Annotated in this window: 22 protein-coding genes; 10 read left to right on the forward strand and 12 right to left on the reverse strand. The window is 66.5% G+C overall.

Going from position 1 to position 25,031, the window contains the following annotated elements:
- The first annotated feature begins 32 nt into the window (after positions 1–32).
- The gene (locus J2W22_RS00305) at positions 33–3,131 is read left to right on the forward strand and encodes a TonB-dependent receptor domain-containing protein (RefSeq protein ID WP_307116276.1); all 3,099 of its coding nucleotides are present in this window, start codon (positions 33–35) and stop codon (positions 3,129–3,131) included.
- A gap of 109 nt (positions 3,132–3,240) precedes the next feature.
- Here the strand turns inward: J2W22_RS00305 and J2W22_RS00310 are convergent, their stop codons facing one another.
- The 4 genes from J2W22_RS00310 to J2W22_RS00325 all read right to left on the reverse strand — a co-directional run bounded on the left by J2W22_RS00310 (position 3,241) and on the right by J2W22_RS00325 (position 8,447).
- On the reverse strand, positions 3,241–4,392 hold the full coding sequence (locus J2W22_RS00310) for an aspartyl/asparaginyl beta-hydroxylase domain-containing protein (protein WP_307116277.1): 1,152 nt from the start codon (positions 4,390–4,392) through the stop codon (positions 3,241–3,243).
- A gap of 48 nt (positions 4,393–4,440) precedes the next feature.
- Positions 4,441–5,457 (reverse strand): alanine racemase, encoded by a 1,017-nt coding sequence (locus tag J2W22_RS00315; RefSeq protein ID WP_307116278.1) that lies wholly within the window; start codon positions 5,455–5,457, stop codon positions 4,441–4,443.
- 50 nt (positions 5,458–5,507) lie between these two features.
- Positions 5,508–7,106, reverse strand: a complete 1,599-nt coding sequence (locus J2W22_RS00320; protein ID WP_307116279.1) for an MFS transporter — start codon at positions 7,104–7,106, stop codon at positions 5,508–5,510.
- 78 nt (positions 7,107–7,184) lie between these two features.
- The gene (locus J2W22_RS00325) at positions 7,185–8,447 is read right to left on the reverse strand and encodes an Nramp family divalent metal transporter (protein ID WP_307116280.1); all 1,263 of its coding nucleotides are present in this window, start codon (positions 8,445–8,447) and stop codon (positions 7,185–7,187) included.
- Positions 8,448–8,616: 169 nt separating this feature from the next.
- Here J2W22_RS00325 and J2W22_RS00330 point away from each other — a divergent pair, with 169 nt between their 5' ends.
- On the forward strand, positions 8,617–8,919 hold the full coding sequence (locus J2W22_RS00330) for a hypothetical protein (RefSeq protein WP_307116281.1): 303 nt from the start codon (positions 8,617–8,619) through the stop codon (positions 8,917–8,919).
- Positions 8,920–9,031: 112 nt separating this feature from the next.
- On the opposite strand, the gene metH is transcribed toward J2W22_RS00330, so the two are convergent.
- From metH to J2W22_RS00350, 4 genes are all read right to left on the reverse strand, one after another.
- Positions 9,032–11,644, reverse strand: coding sequence for a methionine synthase (gene metH / locus J2W22_RS00335; protein ID WP_307116282.1), 2,613 nt, complete (start codon positions 11,642–11,644; stop codon positions 9,032–9,034).
- 121 nt (positions 11,645–11,765) lie between these two features.
- Positions 11,766–12,812, reverse strand: a complete 1,047-nt coding sequence (locus J2W22_RS00340; protein WP_307116283.1) for a homocysteine S-methyltransferase family protein — start codon at positions 12,810–12,812, stop codon at positions 11,766–11,768.
- Positions 12,813–12,934: 122 nt separating this feature from the next.
- Positions 12,935–13,849 carry a methylenetetrahydrofolate reductase gene (metF, locus tag J2W22_RS00345; RefSeq protein ID WP_307116284.1) on the reverse strand — a complete coding sequence of 305 codons (915 nt, stop codon included), beginning with the start codon at positions 13,847–13,849 and terminating at the stop codon, positions 12,935–12,937.
- Complete coding sequence (locus J2W22_RS00350) at positions 13,846–14,799, reverse strand: ArsR/SmtB family transcription factor (RefSeq protein WP_307116285.1); 954 nt, start codon at positions 14,797–14,799, stop codon at positions 13,846–13,848. The genes metF and J2W22_RS00350 overlap by 4 nt, the downstream gene beginning before the upstream one ends.
- A gap of 118 nt (positions 14,800–14,917) precedes the next feature.
- On the opposite strand from J2W22_RS00350, the gene J2W22_RS00355 reads away from it, so the two are divergent.
- The 3 genes from J2W22_RS00355 to J2W22_RS00365 are packed head-to-tail and all read left to right on the forward strand — an operon-like array spanning position 14,918 to position 16,288.
- Entirely contained in the window at positions 14,918–15,175 is a 258-nt protein-coding gene (locus J2W22_RS00355; RefSeq protein WP_307116286.1) for a hypothetical protein, read from the forward strand.
- A 4-nt stretch (positions 15,176–15,179) separates the two neighbouring features.
- Complete coding sequence (locus J2W22_RS00360; RefSeq protein WP_307116287.1) at positions 15,180–15,341, forward strand: hypothetical protein; 162 nt, start codon at positions 15,180–15,182, stop codon at positions 15,339–15,341.
- Entirely contained in the window at positions 15,338–16,288 is a 951-nt protein-coding gene (locus tag J2W22_RS00365; protein WP_307116288.1) for an aldo/keto reductase, read from the forward strand. Before J2W22_RS00360 ends, J2W22_RS00365 begins: the two co-directional genes overlap by 4 nt.
- A 22-nt stretch (positions 16,289–16,310) precedes the next feature.
- Here J2W22_RS00365 and J2W22_RS00370 read toward each other — a convergent pair whose 3' ends face one another.
- The gene (locus J2W22_RS00370) at positions 16,311–17,141 is read right to left on the reverse strand and encodes a hypothetical protein (RefSeq protein ID WP_307116289.1); all 831 of its coding nucleotides are present in this window, start codon (positions 17,139–17,141) and stop codon (positions 16,311–16,313) included.
- Between the two features lie 181 nt (positions 17,142–17,322).
- Between J2W22_RS00370 and J2W22_RS00375 the strand changes: the two genes are divergently transcribed.
- The 3 genes from J2W22_RS00375 to J2W22_RS00385 are packed head-to-tail and all read left to right on the forward strand — an operon-like array spanning position 17,323 to position 19,102.
- Positions 17,323–18,210 (forward strand): AraC family transcriptional regulator, encoded by an 888-nt coding sequence (locus tag J2W22_RS00375; protein WP_307116290.1) that lies wholly within the window; start codon positions 17,323–17,325, stop codon positions 18,208–18,210.
- Positions 18,211–18,245: 35 nt separating this feature from the next.
- Positions 18,246–18,767: a hypothetical protein gene (locus J2W22_RS00380; RefSeq protein ID WP_307116291.1), complete on the forward strand. Its 522-nt coding sequence runs from the start codon at positions 18,246–18,248 to the stop codon at positions 18,765–18,767.
- A 14-nt stretch (positions 18,768–18,781) separates the two neighbouring features.
- Positions 18,782–19,102: a hypothetical protein gene (locus J2W22_RS00385; RefSeq protein WP_307116292.1), complete on the forward strand. Its 321-nt coding sequence runs from the start codon at positions 18,782–18,784 to the stop codon at positions 19,100–19,102.
- Here J2W22_RS00385 and J2W22_RS00390 read toward each other — a convergent pair.
- Positions 19,099–20,238 (reverse strand): serine hydrolase domain-containing protein, encoded by a 1,140-nt coding sequence (locus J2W22_RS00390; protein ID WP_307116293.1) that lies wholly within the window; start codon positions 20,236–20,238, stop codon positions 19,099–19,101. The genes J2W22_RS00385 and J2W22_RS00390 overlap by 4 nt on opposite strands.
- A gap of 286 nt (positions 20,239–20,524) precedes the next feature.
- Here J2W22_RS00390 and J2W22_RS00395 point away from each other — a divergent pair, with 286 nt between their 5' ends.
- Positions 20,525–22,900, forward strand: coding sequence for a TonB-dependent receptor (locus tag J2W22_RS00395; RefSeq protein ID WP_307116294.1), 2,376 nt, complete (start codon positions 20,525–20,527; stop codon positions 22,898–22,900).
- Between the two features lie 224 nt (positions 22,901–23,124).
- On the opposite strand, the gene J2W22_RS00400 is transcribed toward J2W22_RS00395, so the two are convergent.
- Positions 23,125–23,532, reverse strand: a complete 408-nt coding sequence (locus J2W22_RS00400; protein WP_307116295.1) for a GFA family protein — start codon at positions 23,530–23,532, stop codon at positions 23,125–23,127.
- Between the two features lie 182 nt (positions 23,533–23,714).
- Here J2W22_RS00400 and J2W22_RS00405 point away from each other — a divergent pair, with 182 nt between their 5' ends.
- Positions 23,715–24,449 (forward strand): helix-turn-helix transcriptional regulator, encoded by a 735-nt coding sequence (locus tag J2W22_RS00405; protein WP_307116296.1) that lies wholly within the window; start codon positions 23,715–23,717, stop codon positions 24,447–24,449.
- 124 nt (positions 24,450–24,573) lie between these two features.
- On the opposite strand, the gene J2W22_RS00410 is transcribed toward J2W22_RS00405, so the two are convergent.
- A complete protein-coding gene (locus J2W22_RS00410) occupies positions 24,574–24,993 on the reverse strand; it encodes a VOC family protein (protein WP_307116297.1) in 420 nt (139 codons plus the stop codon).
- Between the last annotated feature and the right edge of the window lie 38 nt (positions 24,994–25,031).

Here is a 25,031-nt window from a genome sequence, read left to right on the forward strand (position 1 = left end):
CCTTCGGGCATCCCGCCCGGAGGGGCATATCAATGAAACTCACCCGCCTACTTGGCGCGACCGCACTCGCGGGCTCCCTTCTTACCGTGCCGGGCATGGCCTGGGCGCAGGAAACCACAGAAGCCTGCACTCCCGGCACCGAGAACTGCCCGCCGACCGACGAAACGATTGTCGTTACCGGTTCGCGTATCCGCCAGCCCAACCTCGAAACCATCAGCCCGGTCACCACGATGACCGCTGAAGACCTCGCGGTCAGCGGCAGCGCCAGCATCGGCGACAAGCTCAACGAACTTCCGGCGCTTCGCTCGACCTACAGCCAGGCGAACTCGACCCGCTTCATCGGCACCACCGGCCTGAACCTGCTCGACCTTCGCGGCCTCGGCATCGAGCGCACCCTGGTGCTCGTCAACGGCCGTCGCCACGTCACGGCGCTTCCGGGCAGCTTCCTTGTCGACGTGCAGACCATCCCCAGCGACCTTATCGAGCGCGTGGACGTGATCACCGGCGGCAGCTCGGCCGTTTACGGTTCGGACGCGATCGCGGGCGTGGTCAACTTCGTCCTCAAGGATAACTTCGAGGGCATCAAGCTGAACGCCCAGAACGGTATCTCGAACCACGGCGACCGCAACATCTACTTCGTCTCGGGCACCGCCGGCACCAACTTTGCCGGTGGCCGTGGCAACATCGCCGCCAACTTCGAATATACCCACGCTGATGCGCTCTATAACAACCAGCGCGACGACATCACCGGTGCCTATTCGGGCCGCTGCCAGATGCAGCTGAACGATTTCACCACGGGCGAGCCGCAAAGCGGCGACGGCGTGCCGGACAGCATCTATCTGTGCGGCGTCCGCAACAACAACATCTCGACCGGCGGCACGATGCTCGCCAACCTGTCGGCCGCGAACTGCCAGAACGCAGCCTATGGCCCGAATGGCGCGAACGCCGCGATCGGCGCCGCACGCTGCCTCAATCCCGGCACGATCTACGGTCAGCCGCGCACCTTCCGCTTCAGCCCGTCGGGGCAGCTGCTGGAAGACGTGCCCTCGCTCGACTTCCGTCCCTACGGCTCGGGCAACGTCATCAGCAACCCGAACTCGGCGGTGCCGGGCACCACGCTGCGTGAAACCGGTCAGCTGGCTCCGGGCCTCGATCGCTACAACGCCAACGCGCTGTTCAAGTTCGAGTTCTCGCCGGCCCTCGAGGTCTTCGCGGAAGGCAAGTACGTCCACCTGAAATCGATCCAGGAAGGCCAGCCGAGCTTCTACCAGTCGATCGCCAACACGATCGGCCTGCCGAATCTCACCTGCGACAACGCCTTCCTGACGGCGGCCAACCTCGCCTCGCTCCAGGCGATCGGCTATTGCTCGGCCGGTGCGACCAACACCCAGTCGCTGCCGCTGGGCCGCTTCAACGTCGACTTCGGTGGCCGTAGCGAGATCGTCACCCGCGATACCTGGCGCATCGTCGCCGGCCTCCGCGGCAACTTCAACGACGACTGGCACTATGAGCTCTCGGCAACCTATGGCGAAGTCAAGATCCGCCAGGACGAGCACAACGACCTGGTGATCGCCGACACCGCCGGTAATCTCGACGGCTTCTCGCTCGCTTACGATGCGGTCCGCAATGGCGCTGGCCAGATCGTTTGCCGCGTGAACCAGGTGACCGTGACGCGTTCGGACTGCGTGCCGATCAACATGTTCGGCTATGGTGCTCCGAGTGCTGCCGCGCTCAACTTCGTCAACACCACTTCGTGGGTGAAGAGCAACGCGAGCGAACTCGACATCCTCGGTTACGTCTCGGGCGACAGCTCGCAGGTGTTCGAGCTTCCGGGTGGTCCGGTCGCGTTCGTGCTCGGCGGCGAATATCGCCGTGAGACCGCGTACCAGGTTGCCGATCCGCGCTCGGCCGCAGGCGGCACCTTCTTCAACGCGTTCTCGGAGTTCGATCCGCCCGCGTTCGAAGTGAAGGAAGTCTTTGGCGAGCTTTCGATCCCGCTCCTCAAGGACCTGCCGTTCGCGCGCGAACTGACGATCACCGGCGCGGCCCGTTACTCGGACTACAATACCAGCGCCGGCAGCACCTTCGCGTGGAACGCAGGCGGCACCTGGAGTCCGGTCCGGGACTTCCGCTTCCGCGTGAACTATTCGCGCTCGGTGCGTGTGCCGACGCTGGACGACCTTTACTCGTCGGCCTCGCAGAACTTCGCGTTCCTGCAGGATCCGTGTGATGCCCTCTACATCGGCAATGGCACCACCAACCGCGCCACCAACTGCTCGGCGCAGGGCATTCCGGTCGGGTTCATCAACGCTCCGGCGCGCGCGGCCAGCACCGGCTATCTCTCGGCAGGCAACCCGAGCCTGAGCGAAGAGCAGTCGAGCAGCTGGACGATCGGCGGCGTGTTCACTCCGTCGTTCATGCCGGGCTTCACCTTCACCGCCGACTATTACAACATCACGCTGAATAACCGTATCGAAGTCCTCGGTGCGCAGACCATCCTCAATCAGTGCTACGATCTGCCGCAGCCGAATGAGTATTGCGGCCTGCTCACTGCCCGTAACGCGGACTTCACCTTCCAGGATCCGGCCCTCACCTCGGCCGGCATCAACTTCGCGAAGGGCACCGCACGCGGCATCGACTTCGAGATGAACTACGCCAAGAAGTTCGACGACTTCTGGTCGTTCAACTTCCACGGCGTGCTCACCTATGTGATCGAGCGCGACAACTATGTCAGCCCGACCAACCCGACGATCAAGGATCAGCAGCTCCAGGAGCTGGGCGATCCGCAGTGGGCGGCCAATGCCACCTTCCTCGTCGGTGCCGGCCCGGCGACGCTCCGCTGGAACGTCAACTATATCGGCAAGCAGACGATCGGCGCGTACGAGAACTATTTCCCGCTCCAGGGCCGTCCGCCGCAGAATGCGGACGCCAACTTCCCGATCTGGTATCAGGATGTGTTCTACCATGCCGTGAAGCTGGACATTAAGGCGAACAAGCAGTTCACCTTCTACTTGGGCGTCGACAACCTGTTCGACACCAAGCCGCCGCTCGGCGAGCTCGGTGTGGCGGGCGGTTCGCCGTTCGACGCGATCGGCCGTTACTTCTATGCCGGCGTGAAGATCGGCCTCTAAGCCGATCCGCTACGACACAAAAAGGAAGGGGGCTGCTTCGGCGGCCCCCTTTTTTGTCCCGTATCCGTGCATGAAGGCGTGATGCCGCCCGGCAATAGCGAGCCCGTCGTCAGCCGGCGTCGATCGCTTCGAACATGGTAGTCACGGCACGGCGCTCACCCTCGTCCAACTCGGGACGCCAGATGTCGAAGATCAGCACCACGCGATCCTCGCCGCTGTCATTCCATGCTTCATGCTCGATCGTGTCATCGAAGATCAGGAGCTTGCCGACTTCCCATTCGCGGACTTCGTTGCCGACGCGGAAGCCGCAGCCCGGCGGCACGATGAGCGGCAGATGGCAGATCAGTCGCGTGTTGATCATCCCGTGATGCGGCTCGATCCGCGCGCCCGGCTGGAGCAGCGAGAACAGGATCGACGGCGCGCGCGTGGTGATGTGCGGCATCGGCACCTGCTCGAGTGCGGCAAAGGTCTGTGGAAACCGGTCGCGCGCGCCCGGCGTCGCTGCACCATTCTCCCACAGATAGAGCGTGCTCCAGGCAGGATTGTCGAGCAGTCCATGAAAATCATAGCTCGGCCGGTCGATGCGTGACTGGAGATACGGGCGAAAGCCGTCCTTTCCGGCCAGCGCGGCGTCAAGCTCGGTGCGGATCGCGCCCGCTGCAGCTTCCAGCGCCGCCGCCCAGGCGAACTGCTCGCGCTCGTAAAACTGGATTTGCGGCAAACCGGGGAAATAATAGGCGCTCGGCTGCTGGAGATAGATCTGCTTCTCCTCGCTCAGAATGCCCAGCGATTCCTCGAACCGGCGCGACCGGCGGGCCGCATCCAACCCGGCGGCATCGAGGCGGCTGGCCAGTCGCCGCCGAAACTCGCTCGAAATCGCACGTGCACGCTCGCCTCCGCGGCGCACCTCCGCTGCCAGATCGGCTGGAATCCCTTGCGTCGCCTCAGCCAGCCGGGTTGCCTTCAGATAGAAGCTCGATGCGCCCCGCGCGTCACCCAGCCCGTCGCGCGCGTCACCCTTGAGCACCAGCGCGCGCAGATTCGAGCCGTCGCGCGCCAGCACCGCATCGCTCGCCTGCTCTACCTCCGCCCAATCGCGGAGCTGCGCGGCAGTGTGCGCCAGCAACAGCCAGATCTGTGCATTGGCCATTCCGGTCCGCGTGACCTGCCGAAAGGCTTCACGGGCGCTCTGCAGGTTGCCGGACTGAAGCGCAGCGGCTCCCTGACGGACGATCTTCTCGGCTTCGGCTATGCTGGTCATCGCCGAGGCTTACCATGCCCGCCCGGCAGGGCAACGCCGCAGAGCGGCTCAGCGCCAGATCCGGTCGTAGCGCGGGCCGAGCCCGGTCAGCAGCTCGTATTGCGACAGCCCGCTCAGCGCCGCCGTCTCGGGCAGCGCATAGGACATCGCCACCCAGTCGCCTTCGCGGAGTCCCGGCAGCGCCGTCACGTCGATCGCGGTCAGGTCCATCGAGACGCGGCCGATCAGCGGCAGCGTGACGCCTTCCGCCCGCGCCAGCCCCTTGCCCGAGAAGCAGCGCAGATAGCCATCGGCATAGCCGAGGTTGAGGATCGCCACCTCGGTATCCGCCGGCGCGGTCCAGGTCGCATTGTACCCCACGCTCTCGCCCGCCCGCACCGTGCGGCGCTGGAGGATCTGCGCCTCGGGCGTCGCCACCTGGCGGATCGCGTCATGCCCGGGCCGCTGCCAGCCGCCATAGAGCGCGATGCCCGGCCGGGTGAGATCGAAGGCATAGTCGGCGCCGAGCGCGATGCCCGCCGAATTGGCCAGGCTCATCCGCTTCGCCTGGGTCTTCCCCTTGAGCGCGCCGAACGCCGCAAGCTGCCGTGCGTTGAGCGGCACGTCCTCGTCGGCGGAGACGAGATGGCTCAGCAGCGTCTCGATCGCCAGCCCGTCGAGCAGCCCCGCGCCGATCTCCTCGGCCGAGACGCCGAGCCGGTTCATGCCGGTATCGACCATCACGTCGCAGGGCCGCCCGGTCGGCTTCCAGCGCATCACCTGCTCCGCCGTGCTCAGCACCGGCCGGGCACAGGTCGCGTCGAGCGGATCGTCGGCGCGCAGCCCGTGCAGCACCGAGACCGTCAGCCCGAGATCGGCCAGCGCCTCGGCCTCGGCCCAGGTCGCGACGAAGAAGTCGCGGCACCCCGCCCCGGCCAGCCGCTGCGCCACCCCGCGCGAACCCAGGCCATAGCCGTTCGCCTTGATCGCGGCGCCGCACGCGGCGTTGCCGCTCAGCTTCGCCAGGTGCCGCCAGTTCGAGACGAGCGCGGCGCTGTCCAGCCGCAGGCGCAGGGGTGCAGTCATGTCCCTGCGGTTACAGGGTGCGCCCCCGGGCCGCAATGGCCCCGACCCATTCAAAGATGGTGATGGACCTTGCGCGGCGGTTTCACCGTCTCCTGCAATCCCAGCGCGGTCACCACCAGCGCCATCGCCACCACGGCGATCGTGTACCAGAGGCCCGCATAGGGATCGCCGGTCCGCGCGACGACATATTGGCTGATGAAGGGCAGGAAACCGCCGAAATAGCCGGTGCCGAGGTGATAGGGGATCGACATCGACGAATAGCGGATTCGGCTCGGGAACATCTCGCTGAGCAATGCCGCCACCGGGCCATAGGTCGCCCCCGCCAGCGCCATCAGCCCCAGCATCGCCAGCACGATCACCGCGATATTGCCCGCCGAGGGCACGATCCGCTCGAGCCGGTACCCCGCCGCCTCCAGCGTCGCGTCGAGCCCGGCCGGGCGCATGTCCGGCACCGGCACGCCGCCGATAGTGACCACCACCGCATCGGCCTTCATCGTCTTGTAGGCGATGCCCTTCTTGGAGAGATGGTCGAGGATCTGGCCGCAGGCATCGGCCTGCTTCGCGGCGAAGGGATCGTAGTTGCAGTTCGGGCCGCGCACCACGACCGGCGCCCGCTTGGCCGATTCCGCCAGCCCCGGATTGGCCGCCCCGCCGATCGTCCAGAACAAGGGGAAGAGCAGCACCAGGGTCAGCGCATAGCCGATCACGATCGGCTTCTTGCGCCCGATCCGGTCGGAGAGATGGCCGAACAGCACGAAGAAGCAGCAGCCGACCAGCGCCGCTCCGCCGCAGATCAATTGCGCAGTGGTCGGGTCCATCCGCATCGGCCCGGTGAGGAAGGACAGCACCGAGAACATCGAGGTGTACCAGATCACCGTCAGCCCCGCCGCGATGCCGAACAGGGCGACGAACAGGCGCGGCAGATTGCCCGGATAGGTGAAGCTCTCGAGGAACGGGTTGCTCGCGGTCTCGCCGGCTTCCTTCATCGCCTTGAACACCGGGCTCTCGGACAGCTTGAGGCGCATCCACAGCGACACGGCGAGCAGCAGGATCGAGAAGAGGAAGGGCAGCCGCCAGCCCCAGGCCTCCCAGGTCGCGGCCGGCATCGGCGTCTTGAACGCGAGCACCACCGCCAGGCTCAGGATGAAGCCGCCGACCACGCTCGCCTGGATGAAGCTGGTGTGGAAGCCGGCACGCCCGCCCGGCGAATGCTCGGCGACATAGATCGCCGCGCCGCCATATTCGCCGCCCAGCGCCAGCCCCTGCGCCACCCGCATGATCAGGATCAGCACCGGCGCGGCCACGCCGATCGCGGCATAGCCCGGCACCAGGCCGATCCCGGCGGTCGCCAGGCCCATCACGGTGATGGTGACGAGGAAGGTGTATTTCCGCCCCATCCGGTCGCCGAGATAGCCGAACAGCACCGCGCCCAGCGGCCGGAAGCCGAAGCCGACCGCGAAGGCGGCCCAGGCGAGCAGGCTCGCCAACACGTCGTTGCCGGCCGGGAAGAAGGTATGCTGCAGGATGCCGGTGGCGGTCAGCGTCCCCCAGATGAAGAAGTCATACCATTCGAAGATCGTGCCCAGCGACGAAGCGCCGATCACCAGCCGGATGTCCTTGCCCGTCGGCTCGCTCGCGCCGTCCGCCATTTGGGTGCCCTCTTCCCCTGAATTTGGGGCCAAGCTTAGCGGCTCAGGGCTAGGCGGCAAGACAGGTCCGGAAAGGTCCTATTGCCAGATCAGCATCGCCGCCGCCGCCGCGCCCATCACCAGCGTCGCCGCCCAGCCGAGCCAGAGCATCGGACCCTTGATCCGGAACTCGCCCATCAGGCTCTTGCGGGTGGCGATGATCATCATCACCGCCATGATCGGCACCGCCGCGAAGCCGTTGACCACCGCGCTCCAGAACAAGGCCTGGATCGGCGGGATGTCCGACCAGTCGAGCGCGATGCCGAGCAGCGTCGCCAGCGCGATCACCCCGTAGAAGCCCGGCGCCTCGCTCACCTTGTGCTCCAGCCCGCAGCGCCAGCCGCGCGCGTTGCTCACCGCGAAGCCCGCCGAGCCCGCCAACACCGGCACCGCGAGCAGGCCGGTCCCGATGATGCCGATCGCGAACAGCGCGAAGGCGAAGTCGCCGGCCACGGGCTGCAACGCCTTGGCCGCATCGGCGGCGGTGTCGATCTGGGTGACGCCCTGCTGGTGCAGCGTCGCCGCCGCCGCGATCATGATCGCCAGCGCGATCACGTTGGAGAAGGCCATGCCCACCAGCGTGTCGATCCGCATCCGCTTGATCTCGCGCGGCGCCTGGTCGGGCGCCTCGTTCAGCGGCTTCGCCTCGTCGTCGTCCTCGATCTCCTCCACCTCCTGCGCGGTCTGCCAGAAGAAGAGATAGGGGCTGATCGTCGTCCCGAAGATCGCCACCACCGTAGCGACCGCCTGCGGCCCGCTGAGCTTGGGCACCACCAGTCCGGTGGCCGCCGCCGCCCAGTCGACCTTCACCACGATCACCACCGCGGCATAGGCGAGCAGCGACAGGGTCAGCCACTTCAGCACACGCGCATAGCGGTGATAGGGCACGAACACCTGCAGCATCAGGCTGGCGAAGGCGAAGAAGATCGTGAACCAGTGGTCGCCCCATCCGGCGACCAGCTGCGCGGCATCGCCCATCGCGGCGATGTCCGCGCCGATGTTGATCGTGTTGGCGACGAACAGGATGGTGACGAGCAGGGTCAGCAGCCAGCGCGGCATCACCTCGCGCATGTTCTCGGCCAGGCCCTTGCCGGTCACCCGCCCGATATGCGCGCTCGCCAGCTGCACCGCCGACATCAGCGGATAGGTGAGCAGCATCGTCCACATCAGGCCATAGCCGAACTGGGCGCCGGCCTGGGAATAGGTGGCGATGCCGCTGGGATCGTCGTCCGCCGCCCCGGTGATCAGCCCGGGGCCAAGTTGCTTGGTTACCGAGGTTTTTTCGCTGTTCTTCTCGGTCATGCGGGCTCCGGGGATCGTGTCGATCGCACAACCTTATCGATTGCCCGACGTTCCCCGATCAACCCAGATTAAAGTGCTAGCACCCGCGCCGCACCGATCCGGACCCAATGCCGATTGCACCGTTTCGCGGAACCGGAGAGCCTCTCCACCGCAAAAGGGGGAGAGGCACATGTCCAGCGACAATCCGAGCTATCCGATCAGCACCAGCGCCGCGAGCTGGTTCGACAGCAGCCACGCGCTGCACATCCGCGTCTATTCGAGCGACGGTTACACGATCAGCGAGCGCTGCAACGACGGCCAGGGCTGGGTCGCCGGCGCCACCTTCCCGGGCTCGCAGTCCTCGGTCACGGTGTGGCAGGATTCGGCTGGCGAGCATATCCGCCTCTATGTGACCAATGAGAACGTCACGACCGAATATTGCAGCGATCCCGGCACTGCGGGCTGGACCAAGGGATCGTATACGCAGCCGTGATTCTCCCCGCCCATTCCATGTGCTCCTGCGAAAGCAGGAGCCCAGGGTGGCGAAGTACCGAACGGCCCTAGGCTCCTGCTTTCGCAGGAACACGGTGCTCCCCGATCCGATCTCAATCCAGGTTCGGCCGCAGATAGCGCGTCGCCAGCGCGACATCGATCCCGCGACGCGCCGCATAATCCTCGAGCTGGTCCTGCCCGATCCGCGCCACGCCGAAATACTCGGCCTGGGGGTGCCCGAAATAGAAGCCGGAGACCGCCGCGGTCGGCAGCATCGCGAAGCTCTCGGTCAGCGAGATGCCGGTCCTGTGATGCGCGTCGAGCATCTTGAACAGGATCGGCTTCAGGCTGTGCTCGGGGCAGGCGGGATAGCCCGGTGCCGGGCGGATGCCGCGATACTGCTCGCGGATCAGCGCCTCGTTGTCGAGCTGCTCGCCCTCGGCATAGCCCCATAGCGAGGTGCGGGTGAACTGGTGCAGGCGCTCGGCAAAGGCTTCGGCGAGACGGTCGGCCAGCGCCTTAAGCAGGATGTCCGAATAATCGTCGATCGCGTTCTTGAAGCGCGCGAGGTGCGGCTCGATGCCGTGGATCGAGACCGCGAAGCCACCGATCCAGTCGCCCTGGGTGTCGATGAAATCGGCCAGGCACATGTTCGCCCGGCCTTCCCGTTTCGCGATCTGCTGGCGCAGCATCGGCAGCGTGACATGCTCCTCGTCGCCGACATGGACGATGACGTCGTCGCCCTTGCGCCGGCACGGCCACAGCCCGGCGACGCCGCGCGCAGTCAGCCACTTCTCGGCGATAATCGTGTCGAGCATCTTCTGCGCGTCGGCGAACAACGACGAGGCGCTTTCGCCCACCACTTCGTCGGTCAGGATCGCCGGATAGTTACCCGCCAGTTCCCAGGCGCGGAAGAACGGCGTCCAGTCGATATACTGGCGCAGGTCCTTCAGGTCCCAGTCGTCGAAGCTATGCACGCCCGGCATGCGCGGCTTGCCGGGCTTGAGGCTCATGTCCGCCTCGAAGGCGTTGTCGCGCGCCTTGTCGATCGGCAGCAGCTCGCTCTGCCCGCGGCCCGCGCGCGCCTGGCGCACCTGCTCATATTCGGCCGCGACCCTGGCGACATAATCGTCGCGCTGCGTGTCCGAGACGAGCGCCGTCGCCACGCCCACCGCGCGCGACGCGTCGAGCACATGCACCACCGGCCCCTTGTACATCGGCTCGATCTTGAGCGCGGTGTGGACGCGGCTGGTGGTCGCGCCGCCGATCAGCAGCGGCATCGTCATGTTCGAGCGCTGCATCTCCTCGGCGACGGTCACCATCTCGTCGAGGCTCGGGGTGATCAGGCCGGACAGGCCGATCATGTCCGCGTCATTCTCGTTGGCGGCCTTGAGGATGTCCGACCAGGGCACCATCACGCCCATGTCGATAACTTCGAAGCCGTTGCACTGCAGCACGACGCCGACGATGTTCTTGCCGATATCGTGCACGTCGCCCTTCACGGTCGCCATGATCACGCGGCCCTTGGCCTTGGACCCTTCCGACTTCTCCGCCTCGATATAGGGCATCAAATGCGCGACGGCCTTCTTCATCACGCGCGCCGACTTCACCACCTGCGGCAGGAACATCTTGCCCGATCCGAACAGGTCGCCGACCACGTTCATGCCGTCCATCAGCGGGCCTTCGATCACCTGGATCGGGCGCCCGCCCGCGGCGAACACCGCCTGGCGGCATTCCTCGGTATCCTCGACGACATGCGCGTCGATGCCCTTGACCAGCGCATGCTCGAGCCGCTTCTCGACTGCCCAGCCGCGCCACTCCGCCGCCTGCTTCTCCGCCACCGCATCGGTGCCGCGGAACTTCTCGGCGAGCGCGACCAGCCGGTCGCCCGCCTCGGGATCCTTGTTGAGAATCACGTCCTCGCAGGCCTTGCGCAGCTCGGGCTCGATCTGGTCGTACACGTCGAGCTGGCCGGCGTTGACGATCGCCATGTCCATGCCCGCGGGGATGGCATAGTACAGGAACACCGAGTGCATCGCCTTGCGCACCGGCTCGTTGCCGCGGAACGAGAAGCTCAGGTTCGATAGGCCGCCCGAGATATGGCAATGCGGGCAGCGCGCCTTGATCTCGCGGCACGCCTCGATGAAGTCGACGCCGTAGTTGTTGTGCTCCTCGATGCCCGTCGCCACCGCGAAGACATTGGGATCGAAGATGATGTCCTCGGGCGGGAAACCGATGCCGACCAGCAGCTTGTAAGCGCGCTCGCAAATCTCGACCTTGCGCGCCTGGGTGTCGGCCTGGCCGGTCTCGTCGAACGCCATCACCACCACGGCGGCGCCGTACGCCATGCACTTGCGGGCATGCTCGAGGAACTGGTCGACGCCTTCCTTCATGCTGATCGAGTTGACGATCGGCTTGCCCGACACGCACTTGAGCCCCGCCTCGATCACGTCCCATTTCGAGCTGTCGACCATCACCGGAATCCGCGCGATGTCGGGCTCGGCCTGGATCAGCTTGAGGAAGGTGGTCATCGCCTCGTGCGCGTCGAGCAGGCCCTCGTCCATGTTGACGTCGAGCACCTGCGCGCCGGCCTCCACCTGCTGCAGCGCCACCTCGACGGCGGCGGCATAATCCCCGTTCATGATCAGCTTCTTGAAGCGCGCAGAGCCAGTGACGTTGGTGCGCTCGCCGATATTGACGAAACTGGTGGAGGAGGCGGTGGTCATTGGTCTTCTTCTTCAGCTCCCCTTCCGCTTGCGGGAGGGGTCGGGGGAGGGGCAGTAACATCTCGGGCGGAGCAGAGGAGGACAGCCCCTCCCCTAGCCCCTCCCGCAAGCGGAAGGGGGACTAGGCCGCCATCGTGAACGGCTCGAGCCCGGCCAGCTTGGTCCGCACCTCCGGCTTCGGGATCGGCCGCGCAGGCAGACCCGCAACGGCATCGGCAATCGCCTTGATATGCGCCGGGGTCGAGCCGCAGCAGCCCCCCAACACATTGACCTGCCCGGCATCGGCCCATTCCTTGACGAGGCCCGCGGTGGTCGCCGGCGCCTCGTCATAGGCGCCCAGCTCGTTGGGCAGGCCGGCATTGGGATAGACCATGATCAGCGTGTCGCAATTCTGCGACAGCGTCTTCACGTGCGGGCGCAGCTGCTCGGCGCCGAACGAGCAGTTCAGCCCGATCGTCACCGGCCGGGCGTGGCGCACCGCGTGCCAGAAGGCCTCGACGGTGTGGCCCGAAAGATTGCGCCCCGAAAGATCGGTCAGGGTCATCGACAGCATGATCGGCAGGTCGCGGCCGAGATCATTGGCCGCCTCGATCGCCGCCATGATGCCCGCCTTGGCGTTGAGCGTGTCGAACACCGTCTCGATCAGCACGAAGTCGATCCCGCCCTCGACCAGCGCGTCGATCTGCTCGCGATAGACGTCCTTGAGGTAGTCGAAGTCGATCTCGCGATAGCCCGGATCGTTGACGTCCGGGCTCAGCGACAGCGTCTTGTTGGTCGGCCCCAGCGCGCCGGCGACGAAGCGCGGACGGCCATCCCTGGCCTCGAACTCGTCGGCGATGCGGCGGGCGAGCTTAGCGCTCTCGACATTGATCTCGCGCACCAGATGCTCGGCGCCGTAATCGGCCTGGCTGATCCGGTTGGCCGAGAAGGTGTTGGTCTCGGCAATGTCGGCGCCCGCCTCGAAATAGGCGCGGTGGATGCTCTCCGGCACCTCGGGCTTGGTCAGCGCGAGGATGTCGTTGTTGCCCTTCTGGTCGTGGCTGAGCCCGAGATCGCCGGCATAGGCGGCCTCTTCGAGCTTCCAATTCTGGATCTCGGTGCCGAACGCCCCGTCGGTGATCAGGATGCGCTTGGCGGCCTCGGCCAGCAGTTTCTCGCGTGCAGTCATCATAACTTCCTTCTTCCTCCCCTTCCGCTTGCGGGAGGGGTCGGGGGAGGGCCTGTACTCTTAGGCGGGAGGGACAGCCCCTCCCCTAGCCCCTCCCGCAAGCGGGAGGGGAATAAGGAAATCTACGCCCCAACCAGCGCCGGCACCTTCGGCCGCACGCCCAGCAGATGGCAGATCGCGTAGCTCAGCTCGGCACGGTTCAGCGTGTAGAAGTGGAACTGGCGCACCCCGCCCGCATAGAGCTTGCGGCACAGTTCTGCCGCGAGCGTCGCCGCGACCAGCTGGCGCGCGGCAGGATGCGCGTCGAGCCCCTCGAACAGCCGGCCCATCCAGGCCGGCACGTCGGTGCCGCACATCGCCGACATGCGCTGGACGCTGGCGAAGTTCATCACCGGCATGATCCCCGGCACGATCTCCGCGTCGATCCCGGCCTTGGCGCAATCGTCGCGGAAGCGGAAGAAGGTCTCGGGCTCGAAGAAGAACTGGGTGATAGCGCGCGTGGCGCCCGCATCCATCTTGCGCTTGAGGTTCTCGATGTCCGCGCTTGGATTGGGCGAGTCCGGATGGCATTCCGGATAGGCCGCGACCGAGATCTCGAACGGATGCAGCTTGCGCAGTCCGGCGACGAGGTCGGCGGCATTCTCATAGCCGCCCGGATGCGTCGCATATTTCTCGCCGGCGCGGGGCGGATCGCCGCGCAGTGCCACGATGTGCCGCACGCCCGCCGCCCAATATTCCTGCGCGACCTGGTCGATCTCTTCCCTGGTCGCCTCGACGCAGGTGAGGTGCGCCGCCGCCGGGATGCCGGTCTCGCGCGCGATCCGCGCCACCGTGTTGTGGGTGCGCTCGCGGGTCGAGCCGCCGGCGCCATAGGTGACCGAGACGAAGCGCGGCCCCAGCGGGCTCAGCGTCTCGATCGACTCCCACAAAGTCTCCTCCATCTTCTCCGTCTTGGGCGGGAAGAATTCGAAGCTTACGTCGATATCGCCCGCCACGTCCGCGAAGAGCGGCGCCGCCAGCGGGTCAAGGATAGTCATGCGGCCCTCACCTTTTCATTCACCTGCCCGGTCTTGCGACCGAGCCACAATTTCACCGTCAGCTCGCCGCCCTCCAGCGTCTCGACCTGGACGGGCGCGAGTCCATGCGCCTCGAACCAGCCGAGCACCTGCTCGTCGGAGAAGCCGAGGCGGGTATGCGCGTCCTTGCTGCGCAGCTCCTCGCGCTCGTGCGGCGCGAAATCGGCGATCAGCAGCCGGCCGCCCGGCGCGAGCACCCGCGCCGCCTCGCCGATCGCCGCGCCGGGCTGCTGCGCGAAATGCAGCACATGGTGCAATATGGCGAGGTCCGCCCCGCCATCCTGCAGCGGCAGCGCATAAAGGTCGGCCTGGCGCAGCTCGGCATTGGCCAGCCCGCGCTCGGAAAGTTTGGCGCGCGCCAGCCGCAGCATCTCGCTCGACCGGTCGATGCCCAGCGCCCGCTCGGCCCGCGGCGCGAACAGTTCGAGCATGCGGCCCGTGCCGGTGCCGATATCGACCAGGCAGCCGACCGCGGCCTCGCCCAGCGCCCGCGACATCGCCGCCTCGACTTCGCTCTCGGCGACATGGAGCGAGCGGATCGCATCCCATTCGCCGGCATTGCTCTCGAACCAGTCCGCCGCCGCCGTGGCGCGATCGGCCCGGACCGCCGCCAGCCGGGCCTCGTCGGCGACCATCCAGTGATCCGCCTCGTCCCAGCGGTCGAGCGCGGCCAGCACCGGCTCGACCTTGCGCTCGGCACCGAGCCCGACGAACACCCAGCTACCTTCCTTGCGCCGCTCGAGCAGCCCGGCGTCGCACAGGATCTTCACGTGCCGGCTGACCCGCGGCTGGCTCTGCCCGAGCACCTGCGCCAGCTCGCCCACGCTCAGCTCCATCGAGCGGACGAGCGCAAGGATGCGCAGCCGCGTCGAATCGGCAAGGGCACGGAAGATGGCGAGAGCCTGCTGCATGGCGGTTATAGATATAAAGATATCTTTATATGAGGTCAACGCATCGCATGCGCCTTGCACGCGACTCCGCGCCCGATTAGCCCTGCGCGGGAGCAATTACGGCAAAAGGGACGCATCCATGCGCAAGATCTTCCTCCCGCTCGCGGCGGTCGCGCTGCTCGGCCTGTCGGCCTGCGGCAACAAGGCGAAGAACGAAGCCGCCGAGGCCAATGAATCGGTCGCCGGCGACAGCAACACGATGGGCGAAGCGGTCAGCGACGTGAACGCCGCCGAGAATGCAGCCTTTGGCGCCGCCGAGAGCAATTACGACCAGGCCGTGCCGGTCGGCAACGCCGCGGGCGAGGGTTCGGGCGACGAAGGCTCGGGCGACGAATAAGCCCATGCGCCTGGCCTCGCTCCTCCTGCTCCTCGCACTCGCGGCCTGTGGCGGCGGCGAAGGCTCCGATGACAGCCATGGCGGGTTGAGCGCCAGCCAGTCGCGCGATCTCGATGCGGCGGCGGCCGCAACCGACATCAACGCCAGCAACGGAAACCAGCAATGAGCAACCAGCGGGACCTTGGCGCGAGCGGCATCGAGACGCCGCCGCTGATCCTCGGCGGCAACGTCTTCGGCTGGACCGCCGACAAGGCGACCAGCTTCGCGGTGCTCGACCGCTTCGCCGAAGCCGGCGGCGCGCTGGTCGACACCGCCGATGTCTATTCGGCCTGGGTGGCGGGACATCAGGGCGGCGAGTCCGAGACGATCATCGGCGAATGGCTCCGGCAGTCGGGCAAGCGCGGCCAGGTGAAGATCGCCACCAAGGTCGGCATGCTCGACGGCGAAGGCGGCACCAAGCTCGCCCCGGCGCGCATCGCCGCCGCCTGCGACGCCAGCCTCAAGCGCCTCGGCGTCGAGACGATCGACCTGTATTTCGCCCATCAGGACGATGAGGACGTGCCGCAGGAGGAAGTCCTCGCCGCGTTCGACAGGCTGATCCAGGCCGGCAAGGTCCAGGCGATCGGCGCCTCGAACTTCCATGCGATGCGCCTCAAGTCCGCGCTCGACATCGCCACCCGCGACGGGCTGCCCCGCTACCGTGCGCTGCAGAACGAGTACCACCTGCTCAGCCGCCACAAGTACGAAGGCGAGCTGCAGGACCTATGCGTCGAGTATAATATCGGCTGCGTGCCCTTCTACGGCCTCGCCTCGGGCTATCTCACCGGCAAGTACCGCTCGGAAGCGGACCTCGGGAAGAGCGTGCGCGGCGGCCGGATGACTGCCTTCATGGAAGCCAAGGGCCCGGCGATGCTCGCCGCGATGGACGACATCGCCGCCGAGACCGGCGCCACCCTCGCCCAGATCGCCCTGGCCTGGCTCGCCGCCCAGCCCGGCGTCACCGCCCCGATCGCCAGCGCCACCTCGGTCGCCCAGGCCGAGGAGCTGCTCGGCTGCTGGAACGTGGCGCTGACCAGGGCACAGCTCGACCGGCTGACGGCCGTGGGGGCCTGAGCCCCCACGCCCGCCCGGCCGGCTAGGAAGCCGGCTGGAACTCGAACCGCGTCACGGTCACCGATTGCGGCCCCTGGGGCGCCGCACCGTGCATCAGCCACAGGTTGAGGTGCAGCCGCTCGCAACTGGTGTCGGTGTGATCGGGGATCAGCGTCGCAAAGGTCGAATTCTGCGCCGGCGCCCATTGCGCGATCAGGTCCGCCGCCGGCGGCGGATTCTCGAACGACCAATCACCGCTGTAGAGCGAATAGGCCGCAATGCGGTTCCCGCCCTGGTCGACATACCAGTCGTTGATGATCGTGATCATGCTCGTGCCCGACGGGATCTTGAAGAACTCCACCGGGTGGGGATCATAGGCGTCATAGGGCTGCAGCGTGAACTGCGCGTTCCCGCCGGCGTTGCGCAGCACCTCGAGAAAGTCGATCTCGCGGTGGACGTTCGGGCCGTTGCTCGGCGGCGCATCCGAATATTGGTAGAGGAACACCCCGAACACCGCATTGGGATCGAGGTCCGAGAAGGACCCGCCATCGGCGCGCGCAGTGATGAGGTATTTGCCATAGCCGAGCTTGTCCATCAGCACGACCTCGGAGGTCCGCCACGCCTTCGTCGGATCCGCATTGGGCAGGATCTGCAGCTGGATGCCGTCCGCGCCGTTCTGGATGATCGTCGGATCGAAGATCGACTGGAACGGCTCCCAGACATAGGTGCCCTGGTTCTGCGTCCAGTGATAGTTGATCCACCATTGCCTGCCGGCAAAAGTGATGAACGGATTGTCATTGGGACAATATGTCACCGCCTCCGGATTGTTGGTGTTCGCCGGCTGGAAATATGAATCGTCGTCGTAATTGGACATGATTCCCCCTCACACTGAAACGAATCCGGAAAATACCCGCCTTACATATTTTGGAAGGCCGTCCGCTGGCGATTCAATTTGCCACCGAAATGAAATCGACCCGGCGCATCCGAACCGCAAGATCGGTCGAGCGCGGCACGGGCCGTTGCGGCTAGCTGGCCACGCCACGAAGGAAGGAAAGATGACGGCGGCGCTTCGAAACTATCATAGCCGGATGCAGCGGGTGCTCGACCATATCGACCGGCATCTGGACGGCGATCTGGACCTGGAGGCGGTGAGCCGTGTCGCGGCCTTCTCCAAATTCCATTTCCACCGGCAGTTCACCGCCACCTTCGGGCTGTCGGTGCATCGCTATGTCCAGCTCGCCCGCATGAAGCGCGCATCGCACCAGCTGGCCTCCGGGGATGCCGACAGCGTCACCGAGATCGCGATGGATGCCGGCTATGACGCGCCGGACGCCTTTGCCCGCGCCTTTCGGCAACGGCTGGGGCAATCGCCCTCGTCCTTCCGCCAGTCTCCGGACTGGGTGCAGTGGCTCGCGGCCTTCGGGCCCTTCGACAATGCGAGGACCAAGCTCATGCAGACGATCTACACTCAGGACGACGTGACCATCCGCGAAGTGGCGCCCACCCCCGTGGCGATGCTCGAGCACCGCGGCGACCGGGCGACGCTCGGCGACACCATCCAGCGCTTCATCGCCTGGCGCAAGGCGGCGGGCCTGTCGCCGGAGACGAGCCCGACCTTCATGGTCTTCCGTTCCGAGCGGACGCCCGCGGACCCGGCCGACTACAGCATGGATCTGTGCGTCGCGACCGACCAGCCGATCGAGGCGAACGACCTGCAGGTGAAGGCCGGGACGATCCCCGGGGGACGCTGCGCAGTGCTGCGCGCCGCCAACGGTTCGTCCAACAATCTCGAGCCGGAAGTGCTCTACCTCTATCGCGACTGGCTACCGGCCAGCGGCGAGGAAGCCCGCGACTTCCCGGTATACAGCAAGCGCTGGCTGTCGCTCCTCCCGGAAGTGGCGATCCATGCGCCGGTCGCCGAGCTGTTCCTGCCGCTGAAATAGCCGCCGTTTCCCGGCCTAAGCAGAAAGCCCATGACATGCCTGTCGCCCTCATTTTTCAGCTGCAGATGCTCCTCGGCTATGCGGCATGGCTCGCCTGGCTGCTGAGCTATGGCCTGCCGCGCGCACGCGCGATGACGCCGGATGCGGTGCATCGCGCCATCGCCATGGTCCACGCCTTCCGCTTCTTCGGCCTGGTGTTCATCGTGCCCGGCGTGGTCGCCCCCGGCCTGCCCGGAAGCTTCGCCACCTTCGCCGCCTGGGGAGACCTGGCGACCGGACTGCTCGCCCTGCTGGCGCTCGCGACCTTCCGGGTGCGCTCCTTGTTCCGGGCCCTGGTCGTCGCCTTCAACCTGGTGGGTATCGGCGACCTGCTCGGAAACTACTACCATGCGGTCCGGCTCGGGCTTCCCGAAGTCGCCGGCCAGCTGGGCGCGGCCTATGCGATCCCCATCCTCTATGTCCCGCTGCTGATGATCACCCACATCCTCGCCTTTTGCCTGCTGCTTCGCCGTGCGCCCCGTGCCGTGCCGGTGACGCACGACGCAGGTGAGCGCTGAAGGCGCGGGGAGCGATGACGATGCCGCATCGAGACGAAACCGCGGCCCGACGCGCAGCAAGGACCGCGCGCCGACGCATCGTCCTGCTGTGCACCTGCGCGGGTCTTCTTTCCGCCGCATGCATGGCGGTCGATATCGAGGTCGCCGCCCGTCTGCTGGCGCTGGGCGCACCGGGGCCCCGCAGCGTCGCGCAGGCGTCACCCACCAGCCCGGTCGCGTATCGCAGTCAGATGATCGGCATCGGATGGGGGCAGCTGGTCATCGGCTGGTCCCGCGAGGACGGAGTCCGCCCGCCAGCGCAGGGCCCCTCGGCCTGCGCCGGCGGGGCAACCTAGTCCTTGAACCCATATTCCCAGCGATACGGCACGCCGGTCTCGCCCAACGCCGCCTTGACCAGCTTGGGGAAAGCCTTCTCGATCCGCACGTCATTGCCCAGGATCAGCACGCAGCGCTGGCCCTTCTCCAGGCAGACCAGCGTGTTCGCCGTGACTTCATTATGCCCGCCCTTCAACCAGCCCGCCCCCTGCGGCCCGGTGAAGGCAATCACGCCCAGCGCTGCCTTCGCGTCCGTCCCCTCGCCCGGGCCGGCCGGGTTGTTGAGCGTCGGGAACTGCGTCCGGCTCGGGATCTTCTGGGTGCCGCGGGCATATTCGACCCGCCACTGCTTCGGCAGGCCCTGGCCGCGCACCATCGCCGCCGCCATGATCGCCAGGTCGTGGATCGTGGTGTCCATCGATCCCGCCGCGCGCACACGGCTGCGGTCGTCATGCGGCTCGGTCTTGCCATTCTCGTCCCAGCCGTCCGCCAGGTTGGTGCCGAAGCTGTCCTGCCAGATCAGGCTGGTCCGGGTCATGCCGAGCGGCTGGAAGAAGCGGCGCTGCAGCTCAGCCTCGACGCTCAGCCCCAGCCCCTTCTCGACCCCGAACTGGAGGAGCGAGATGCCCTCGCCCGAATAGCCGTAGTTGCTGCCCGGATCGAAGTGGAAGCGCAGCTTGCCGTCGGGCTCGAGCACCGCGAAATTGGCGAAGCCGGTGGCGTGGTTGAGCACATGGCGCGGCGTGATCTTGCGCCAGCGCTCGTCGCCGGCCAGGTCGCCCCAATGGCCATAGGCGTCGAGATTGCCATAGCTGGGGATCGGCTGGGGCAGCATCGCCGCGATCGGCGCGTCGAGATCGAGCTTCTTCTCCGCCGCCAGCTGGGTGACCAGATAGCCGAACACCGCCTTGGTCAGCGATGCGCCGTACATAATGGTGTCGGCGGTCAGCGGCTCGCCCTTGGCGTTGCGCGCGCCATAGGTCTTGACCGAGACGACCTTGCCCTTGTCGATCAGCGCGACCGCCACGCCCTTCGCGCCGGTCTCGGCCATCGCCGCCTTGACCGCCGCATCCATGTCCGGTCCCTTGGCCGCGGCCGGCGCGGCGGCTCCCAATGCCAGCAGCCCCACCAGTCCGAAACGCATCGCTCGACGCATGAAACGCTCTCCCCTCTTTCAGGCGGCATCCTGCATGTTCACGGTGCTGCAGCAACAAAAACCGACGCTTGTGCGCGATTGCTTGCAACTTCGGTCGCCCGGCAAAGGGGGCCGACAAGGCGATATGCCGGTCCGAACGTTCCGGATTGTTGCCATTTGGCAACGCAACATGGCTAACCACCGCTGCGTCATCAAACTGTCGCGCCTCCGTAACGGTACCGTCCCCAACCCTGCCTAGCCGCCCGGTCGAGGGCGGCCAGCCGGTCGCCGGGATGGGAAAGATCACATGACCGAATTTTCGCGCCGCCGGCTGCGCCACGCCCACGCCTATGCGTTCCTGATGGCCTCCGCCGCGCTGGTGTCGCTCGCGCCCGCCGCGCACGCCCAGACTGCCGACAGCACCAGCGCCGTCGCCGATGCGGACAGCGGCAGCGACGCCACCATCGTCGTGGTCGGCAGCGGCCAGACCCGCTCAGTCTCGACCCTGCTGCCGTCGAACCTCGACACGCTGCCGCCGGGCACCAGCGTGCAGAAGGCGCTCAACTTCCTGCCGGGCGTGATGGCGCAGTCGATCGACGCGCTCGGCGTCAACGAGCAGTCGCTCTCGCTCCAGGTGCGCGGCTTCAACACCACCCATCTCGGCTACACGCTCGACGGCATGCCGCTGGGCGACGGCGCCTACAACAATTACAACGGCCTCACGATCAGCCGCGCGCTGATCTCGGAGAATCTCGGCCGCGCCGATCTGGCGACCGGCATCGCCGGCCTCGCCATCCCCTCGACCAGCAATCTGGGCGGCGCGCTCACCTATGTCAGCCGCGATCCGAGCAAGGACGCGGCGCTGGCGGTCAGCCAGACGGTGGGCAGCGAGAGCAGCCTGCGCACCTTCGTCCGCCTCGACACCGGCGAGCATGGCGGCTTCTCCGCCTATGTCTCGGGTCAATATGTCGAGCAGGACCTGTTCGTGAACCAGCCGGCCTACAACAAGTCGACCGGCAAACAATTCAACGCCAAGGTCCAGTACAAGGCCGACGGCATCAAGATCACCGCCTTTGCCGATGTCTCGCGCACCAACCAGGCCGACGACGCCTATCTGTCGAAGGACATGCTCAATCGGCTCGGCTGGGACTGGGGCGGCTATGCGCCCAACTGGCAGCGCTATCTCGGTGTCGCCGCCTGCACGGTGACCACGACGCCGACCAAGTGCGCCGCCGCACCCGCGCCGCAGAAGAATGCCGACGTCACCTTCACCAACGGCCAGATCCTGCGCAACGACAACCTGTTCTACCTGTCGGGCGATTTCGAGCTGGCCAAGGGCCTCAGCGTCCACACCCAGGTCTACCACCACAATGACAAGGGCGCCGGCAACAACTTCATCGCCGGCCTGTCGAACCAGGGCACCAGCTCCACCGCGGACGACGTGCCGGTCCAGATCCGCGACACCCGCTACACGATCGACCGCACCGGCGTGCTCGCCAGCCTGAACTGGCAGATCGGCTTCAACGAGCTCCAGGCCGGCCTGTGGGTCGAGGACAATACCAGCAGCGCCGCGCGCTACATCTGGACCAACGTCACCGGCCCGTTCAGCCTCGCCCAGTATCTGAAGGGCCAGCCCAACACCGCGCAATGGGTGCAGGAGACCCACTGGAAGACCCAGCAGTTCTTCGTGCAGGACACGGTGCGCCTGTTCGACGACGCGCTGAGCGTCGATTTCGGCTTCAAGAGCACCTATTCCAAGTCGGACGCCCGGGCGATCCGCGGCGTCGCCGCCTCGGCCCCGCCGGCCTCGAGCCAGTTCGCCAGCGGCGTGCTGGTCGCCAAGGACAATTTCCTCCCCGAGGTCGGCGTCCACTGGAACGTCGCGCCGGGCCATGAGCTGTTCGCCAGCTATGCCGAGAACATGGCGATGTTCCAGGGCGGCTTCAAACTCGGCCCGCAGTCGGTGTCGCAGGCGGTATGGGACGCGCAGGGCAAATATCTCAAGCCCGAGACCTCGAAGAGCGTCGAGGGCGGCTATCGCTATGTCAGCGGCCCGCTTCAGGTCGCGCTGTCGGGCTATTACGTGAAGTTCGACAACCGCCTGCTCCAGTACAACCCGTGCCCGACCAACCAGCAGCAGAATCCGGGCTGCGGCAACAGCTTCCACAATGCCGGCAGCGTCACCAGCAAGGGTGCCGAGCTCGGCGTGCTGTGGAAGGCGGCGCCCTGGCTGAGCTGGTACAATTCGGCCTCGTACAACAAGTCGACCTATGACGAGAATCTCAACTGGTGCACCACCAGCTGCGTGGTCAAGCTGACCGCCGGCAAGCAGCAGGTGGACACGCCCAAGACGATGCTCGCCAGCGTGCTGACCGTGAACAAGAGCGGCTTCTCCGCCTCGCTCCAGGGCAAGTATACCGGCCGCCGCTACTACACCTACACCAACGACCAGAGCTTCGGCCCGGTCACCACCTTCGACTTCGGCCTCAGCTACGATTACGGCTCCTTCGCCTATGTGCAGGATCTGAAACTGTCGCTGAACGTCACCAACCTCACCAACAAGCGCTACGCGTCGAACTTCGACAGCAGCGTGTTCGCGCCGGACGATGCGGCGGGCACCGTGCTGGTGTTCCACGCCTCGGCCCCGCGCCAGGCGTTCGTCACGCTCAGCGCCGGCTTCTGAAGCCGCTGCGCTGCGCAAAGCAAAGGCCGGGGTTCGCGCCCCGGCCTTTTTTCGTTTCCTCGTCATCCCCGCGAAGGCGGGGATCCAGAGCCAAAAGCAACAGACGTGCGGCTTACCTTACCCGTTCCGGAGAGCATGGGCTCGATTGCACCGGACATCCCGCACTACCCTGGATCCCCGCCTTCGCGGGGATGACGGGAAGTGGCTGGTCCGCAGCTCAAGCCTCACAAAATCCCCTTCTCCGCCGGCTCCTGCCACCAGGCATCGTGCAGCCCGTCGGCATAGTTGACCGGCGCCGCCTCCAGTTCCTCCAGCGGCACGTCGTCGAGGCACAGCACCTGCACCGACACGAACGCCCCGCCGATCGCCTCGACATAGCCGGTGCCGAACGGTGCGATGCCGCACTTGCTGCAGAAGCGATGATGCCCGCTCTTGGTGCCGAACTGATACTCGCCCAGCGCTTCCTCACCCGACAAAAGCCGGAACTGCTCGGGCTTGAGCAGCGCCCCCCAGTTGCGGCGCTTGCGGCAATAGGTGCAGTTGCACTTGCCGGTGCCCGCGGCGAGATCGATGTCCGCCTCGAAGGTCACCGCGCCGCAGTGGCAGCTGCCATGATAGGTCTTGGTCGTCATTTCCTGGCTCCCGTTTGATCTGACGGGACTCGACCTACTGCCATGCTGCTGCCAGCATGGTGTCAGCAGCATGGCAGTAGGAGTTGCGGCGCCGGGCCGCTCCCCCACCCGGCTTACCAACGCCAGTATTCTATGGGAGGCCGGGTGGGGGAGCGGGCTGATGCCGCAAAAGGAAAAGCAAAATGCGCAAGGCCGACCGCCTCTTCCAGATCGTCCAGATCCTGCGCCGGAGCACGCGCCCGATCACCGCCGACGCGATCGCCGCCGAGCTCGAGACCTCGAAGCGCTCGGTCTATCGCGACATCGCCGCGCTGATCGGCCAGCGCGTACCGATCCGCGGCGAGGCGGGGGTGGGCTATGTCCTCGAGAGCGGGTTCGACCTGCCGCCGCTGATGCTCACCGCCGACGAGATCGACGCGGTCGCGCTCGGCGCCACCTGGGTCGCCGGCCATGCAGATGAGCGCCTCGGCCGGGCCGCCACCGACCTGCTCGCCAAGATCGCCGCCGTGCTGCCCGAAGAGATGCGTCCGTTCCTCGGCAATCCCGCCGCCCGCGCCGTGCCGGCCTGGGACCGGCCGGTCGACGGCATCGACGCCGCCCAGCTGCGCGCCTGGATCCGCGCCGGCCGCAAGCTGCGCCTCGATTATGCCGATGGCGAAGGCCGCGCGACCCAGCGGGTGATCTGGCCGTTGATGATCGGCTATGCCGACACCACCCGCGTCGTCGTCGCCTGGTGCGAGCTGCGCACCGGCTTCCGCACCTTCCGCCTCGACCGCATCGCCGCCGCGGCGTTCCTAGACGACATGATCCCCGGCAGCACCGCGCAACTGCGCGCAAGGTGGCTCAAGGAAGTGCGGGAGAAGGATCAGGCGTCGCAGCGCGCACCTCATACTCCCCTCCCTGCAAGGGAGGGGTAAGGGGTGGGTTAGAAAAGGGCGGGCTCGACGCCCGGCCTTTTCTTTATCGCGAGCCGGTAGCTACGCTCGCTACGCTCGCCACCCACCCCCAGCCCCTCCCTTGCAGGGAGGGGAGCTGGTACCCCTAGAACGTCACCACCACGCTATCCGCCGAAATCTCCGCCGGCCCGTGGAACACCGCCTCGATATTATTCCCGTCCGGATCGATCAGGAACGCGCCGTAATAGCCGGGATGATAGGGCCGCTCGCCCGGCGCGCCATTGTCCACGCCACCCGCCGCCAGCCCTTCGGCATGGAAGCGCTCCACCATCGCCCGGTCCTTCGCCTGGAAGGCGATGTGATGCCTGCCGGTGAGCTTGCCCGCCGCCGCCGCGCTGTCCGCGGTCGAGATGAACAGCTCGTCCGCCCAGAAATAATCGTCGCCCTCGCCGGCGATCGGCACCCCGATCACCTCGAACACCTTGCCGTAGAAGCGCCGGCTCGCCGCCAGGTCGCGCACGACGAGCTGGATATGGTCGATCAATCGTCCGCGATGCAATTCCATGGCAAGCGCTCCTCTTTGCCAAAGGCAACCGGCAGCGC

The sequence above is a fragment of the Sphingomonas kyeonggiensis genome (assembly GCF_030812785.1).
GTDB classification, from domain to species: domain Bacteria; phylum Pseudomonadota; class Alphaproteobacteria; order Sphingomonadales; family Sphingomonadaceae; genus Sphingomonas; species Sphingomonas kyeonggiensis_B.

Excerpts from the sequence above, each read along its gene's own strand:
- J2W22_RS00375 (WP_307116290.1), top strand. The coding sequence starts at position 17,323 with ATGACGGCGGCGCTTCGAAACTATCATAGCCGGATGCAGCGGGTGCTC.
- J2W22_RS00310 (WP_307116277.1), bottom strand. The coding sequence starts at position 4,392 with ATGACCAGCATAGCCGAAGCCGAGAAGATCGTCCGTCAGGGAGCCGCT.
- J2W22_RS00405 (WP_307116296.1), top strand. The coding sequence starts at position 23,715 with ATGCGCAAGGCCGACCGCCTCTTCCAGATCGTCCAGATCCTGCGCCGG.
- J2W22_RS00400 (WP_307116295.1), bottom strand. The coding sequence starts at position 23,532 with ATGACGACCAAGACCTATCATGGCAGCTGCCACTGCGGCGCGGTGACC.
- metH (WP_307116282.1), bottom strand. The coding sequence starts at position 11,644 with ATGACCACCGCCTCCTCCACCAGTTTCGTCAATATCGGCGAGCGCACC.
- J2W22_RS00330 (WP_307116281.1), top strand. The coding sequence starts at position 8,617 with ATGTCCAGCGACAATCCGAGCTATCCGATCAGCACCAGCGCCGCGAGC.
- metF (WP_307116284.1), bottom strand. The coding sequence starts at position 13,849 with ATGACTATCCTTGACCCGCTGGCGGCGCCGCTCTTCGCGGACGTGGCG.
- J2W22_RS00410 (WP_307116297.1), bottom strand. The coding sequence starts at position 24,993 with ATGGAATTGCATCGCGGACGATTGATCGACCATATCCAGCTCGTCGTG.
- J2W22_RS00305 (WP_307116276.1), top strand. The coding sequence starts at position 33 with ATGAAACTCACCCGCCTACTTGGCGCGACCGCACTCGCGGGCTCCCTT.
- J2W22_RS00395 (WP_307116294.1), top strand. The coding sequence starts at position 20,525 with ATGACCGAATTTTCGCGCCGCCGGCTGCGCCACGCCCACGCCTATGCG.
- J2W22_RS00380 (WP_307116291.1), top strand. The coding sequence starts at position 18,246 with ATGCCTGTCGCCCTCATTTTTCAGCTGCAGATGCTCCTCGGCTATGCG.
- J2W22_RS00365 (WP_307116288.1), top strand. The coding sequence starts at position 15,338 with ATGAGCAACCAGCGGGACCTTGGCGCGAGCGGCATCGAGACGCCGCCG.
- J2W22_RS00320 (WP_307116279.1), bottom strand. The coding sequence starts at position 7,106 with ATGGCGGACGGCGCGAGCGAGCCGACGGGCAAGGACATCCGGCTGGTG.
- J2W22_RS00315 (WP_307116278.1), bottom strand. The coding sequence starts at position 5,457 with ATGACTGCACCCCTGCGCCTGCGGCTGGACAGCGCCGCGCTCGTCTCG.
- J2W22_RS00360 (WP_307116287.1), top strand. The coding sequence starts at position 15,180 with ATGCGCCTGGCCTCGCTCCTCCTGCTCCTCGCACTCGCGGCCTGTGGC.
- J2W22_RS00350 (WP_307116285.1), bottom strand. The coding sequence starts at position 14,799 with ATGCAGCAGGCTCTCGCCATCTTCCGTGCCCTTGCCGATTCGACGCGG.
- J2W22_RS00370 (WP_307116289.1), bottom strand. The coding sequence starts at position 17,141 with ATGTCCAATTACGACGACGATTCATATTTCCAGCCGGCGAACACCAAC.
- J2W22_RS00340 (WP_307116283.1), bottom strand. The coding sequence starts at position 12,812 with ATGACTGCACGCGAGAAACTGCTGGCCGAGGCCGCCAAGCGCATCCTG.
- J2W22_RS00355 (WP_307116286.1), top strand. The coding sequence starts at position 14,918 with ATGCGCAAGATCTTCCTCCCGCTCGCGGCGGTCGCGCTGCTCGGCCTG.
- J2W22_RS00390 (WP_307116293.1), bottom strand. The coding sequence starts at position 20,238 with ATGCGTCGAGCGATGCGTTTCGGACTGGTGGGGCTGCTGGCATTGGGA.
- J2W22_RS00385 (WP_307116292.1), top strand. The coding sequence starts at position 18,782 with ATGACGATGCCGCATCGAGACGAAACCGCGGCCCGACGCGCAGCAAGG.
- J2W22_RS00325 (WP_307116280.1), bottom strand. The coding sequence starts at position 8,447 with ATGACCGAGAAGAACAGCGAAAAAACCTCGGTAACCAAGCAACTTGGC.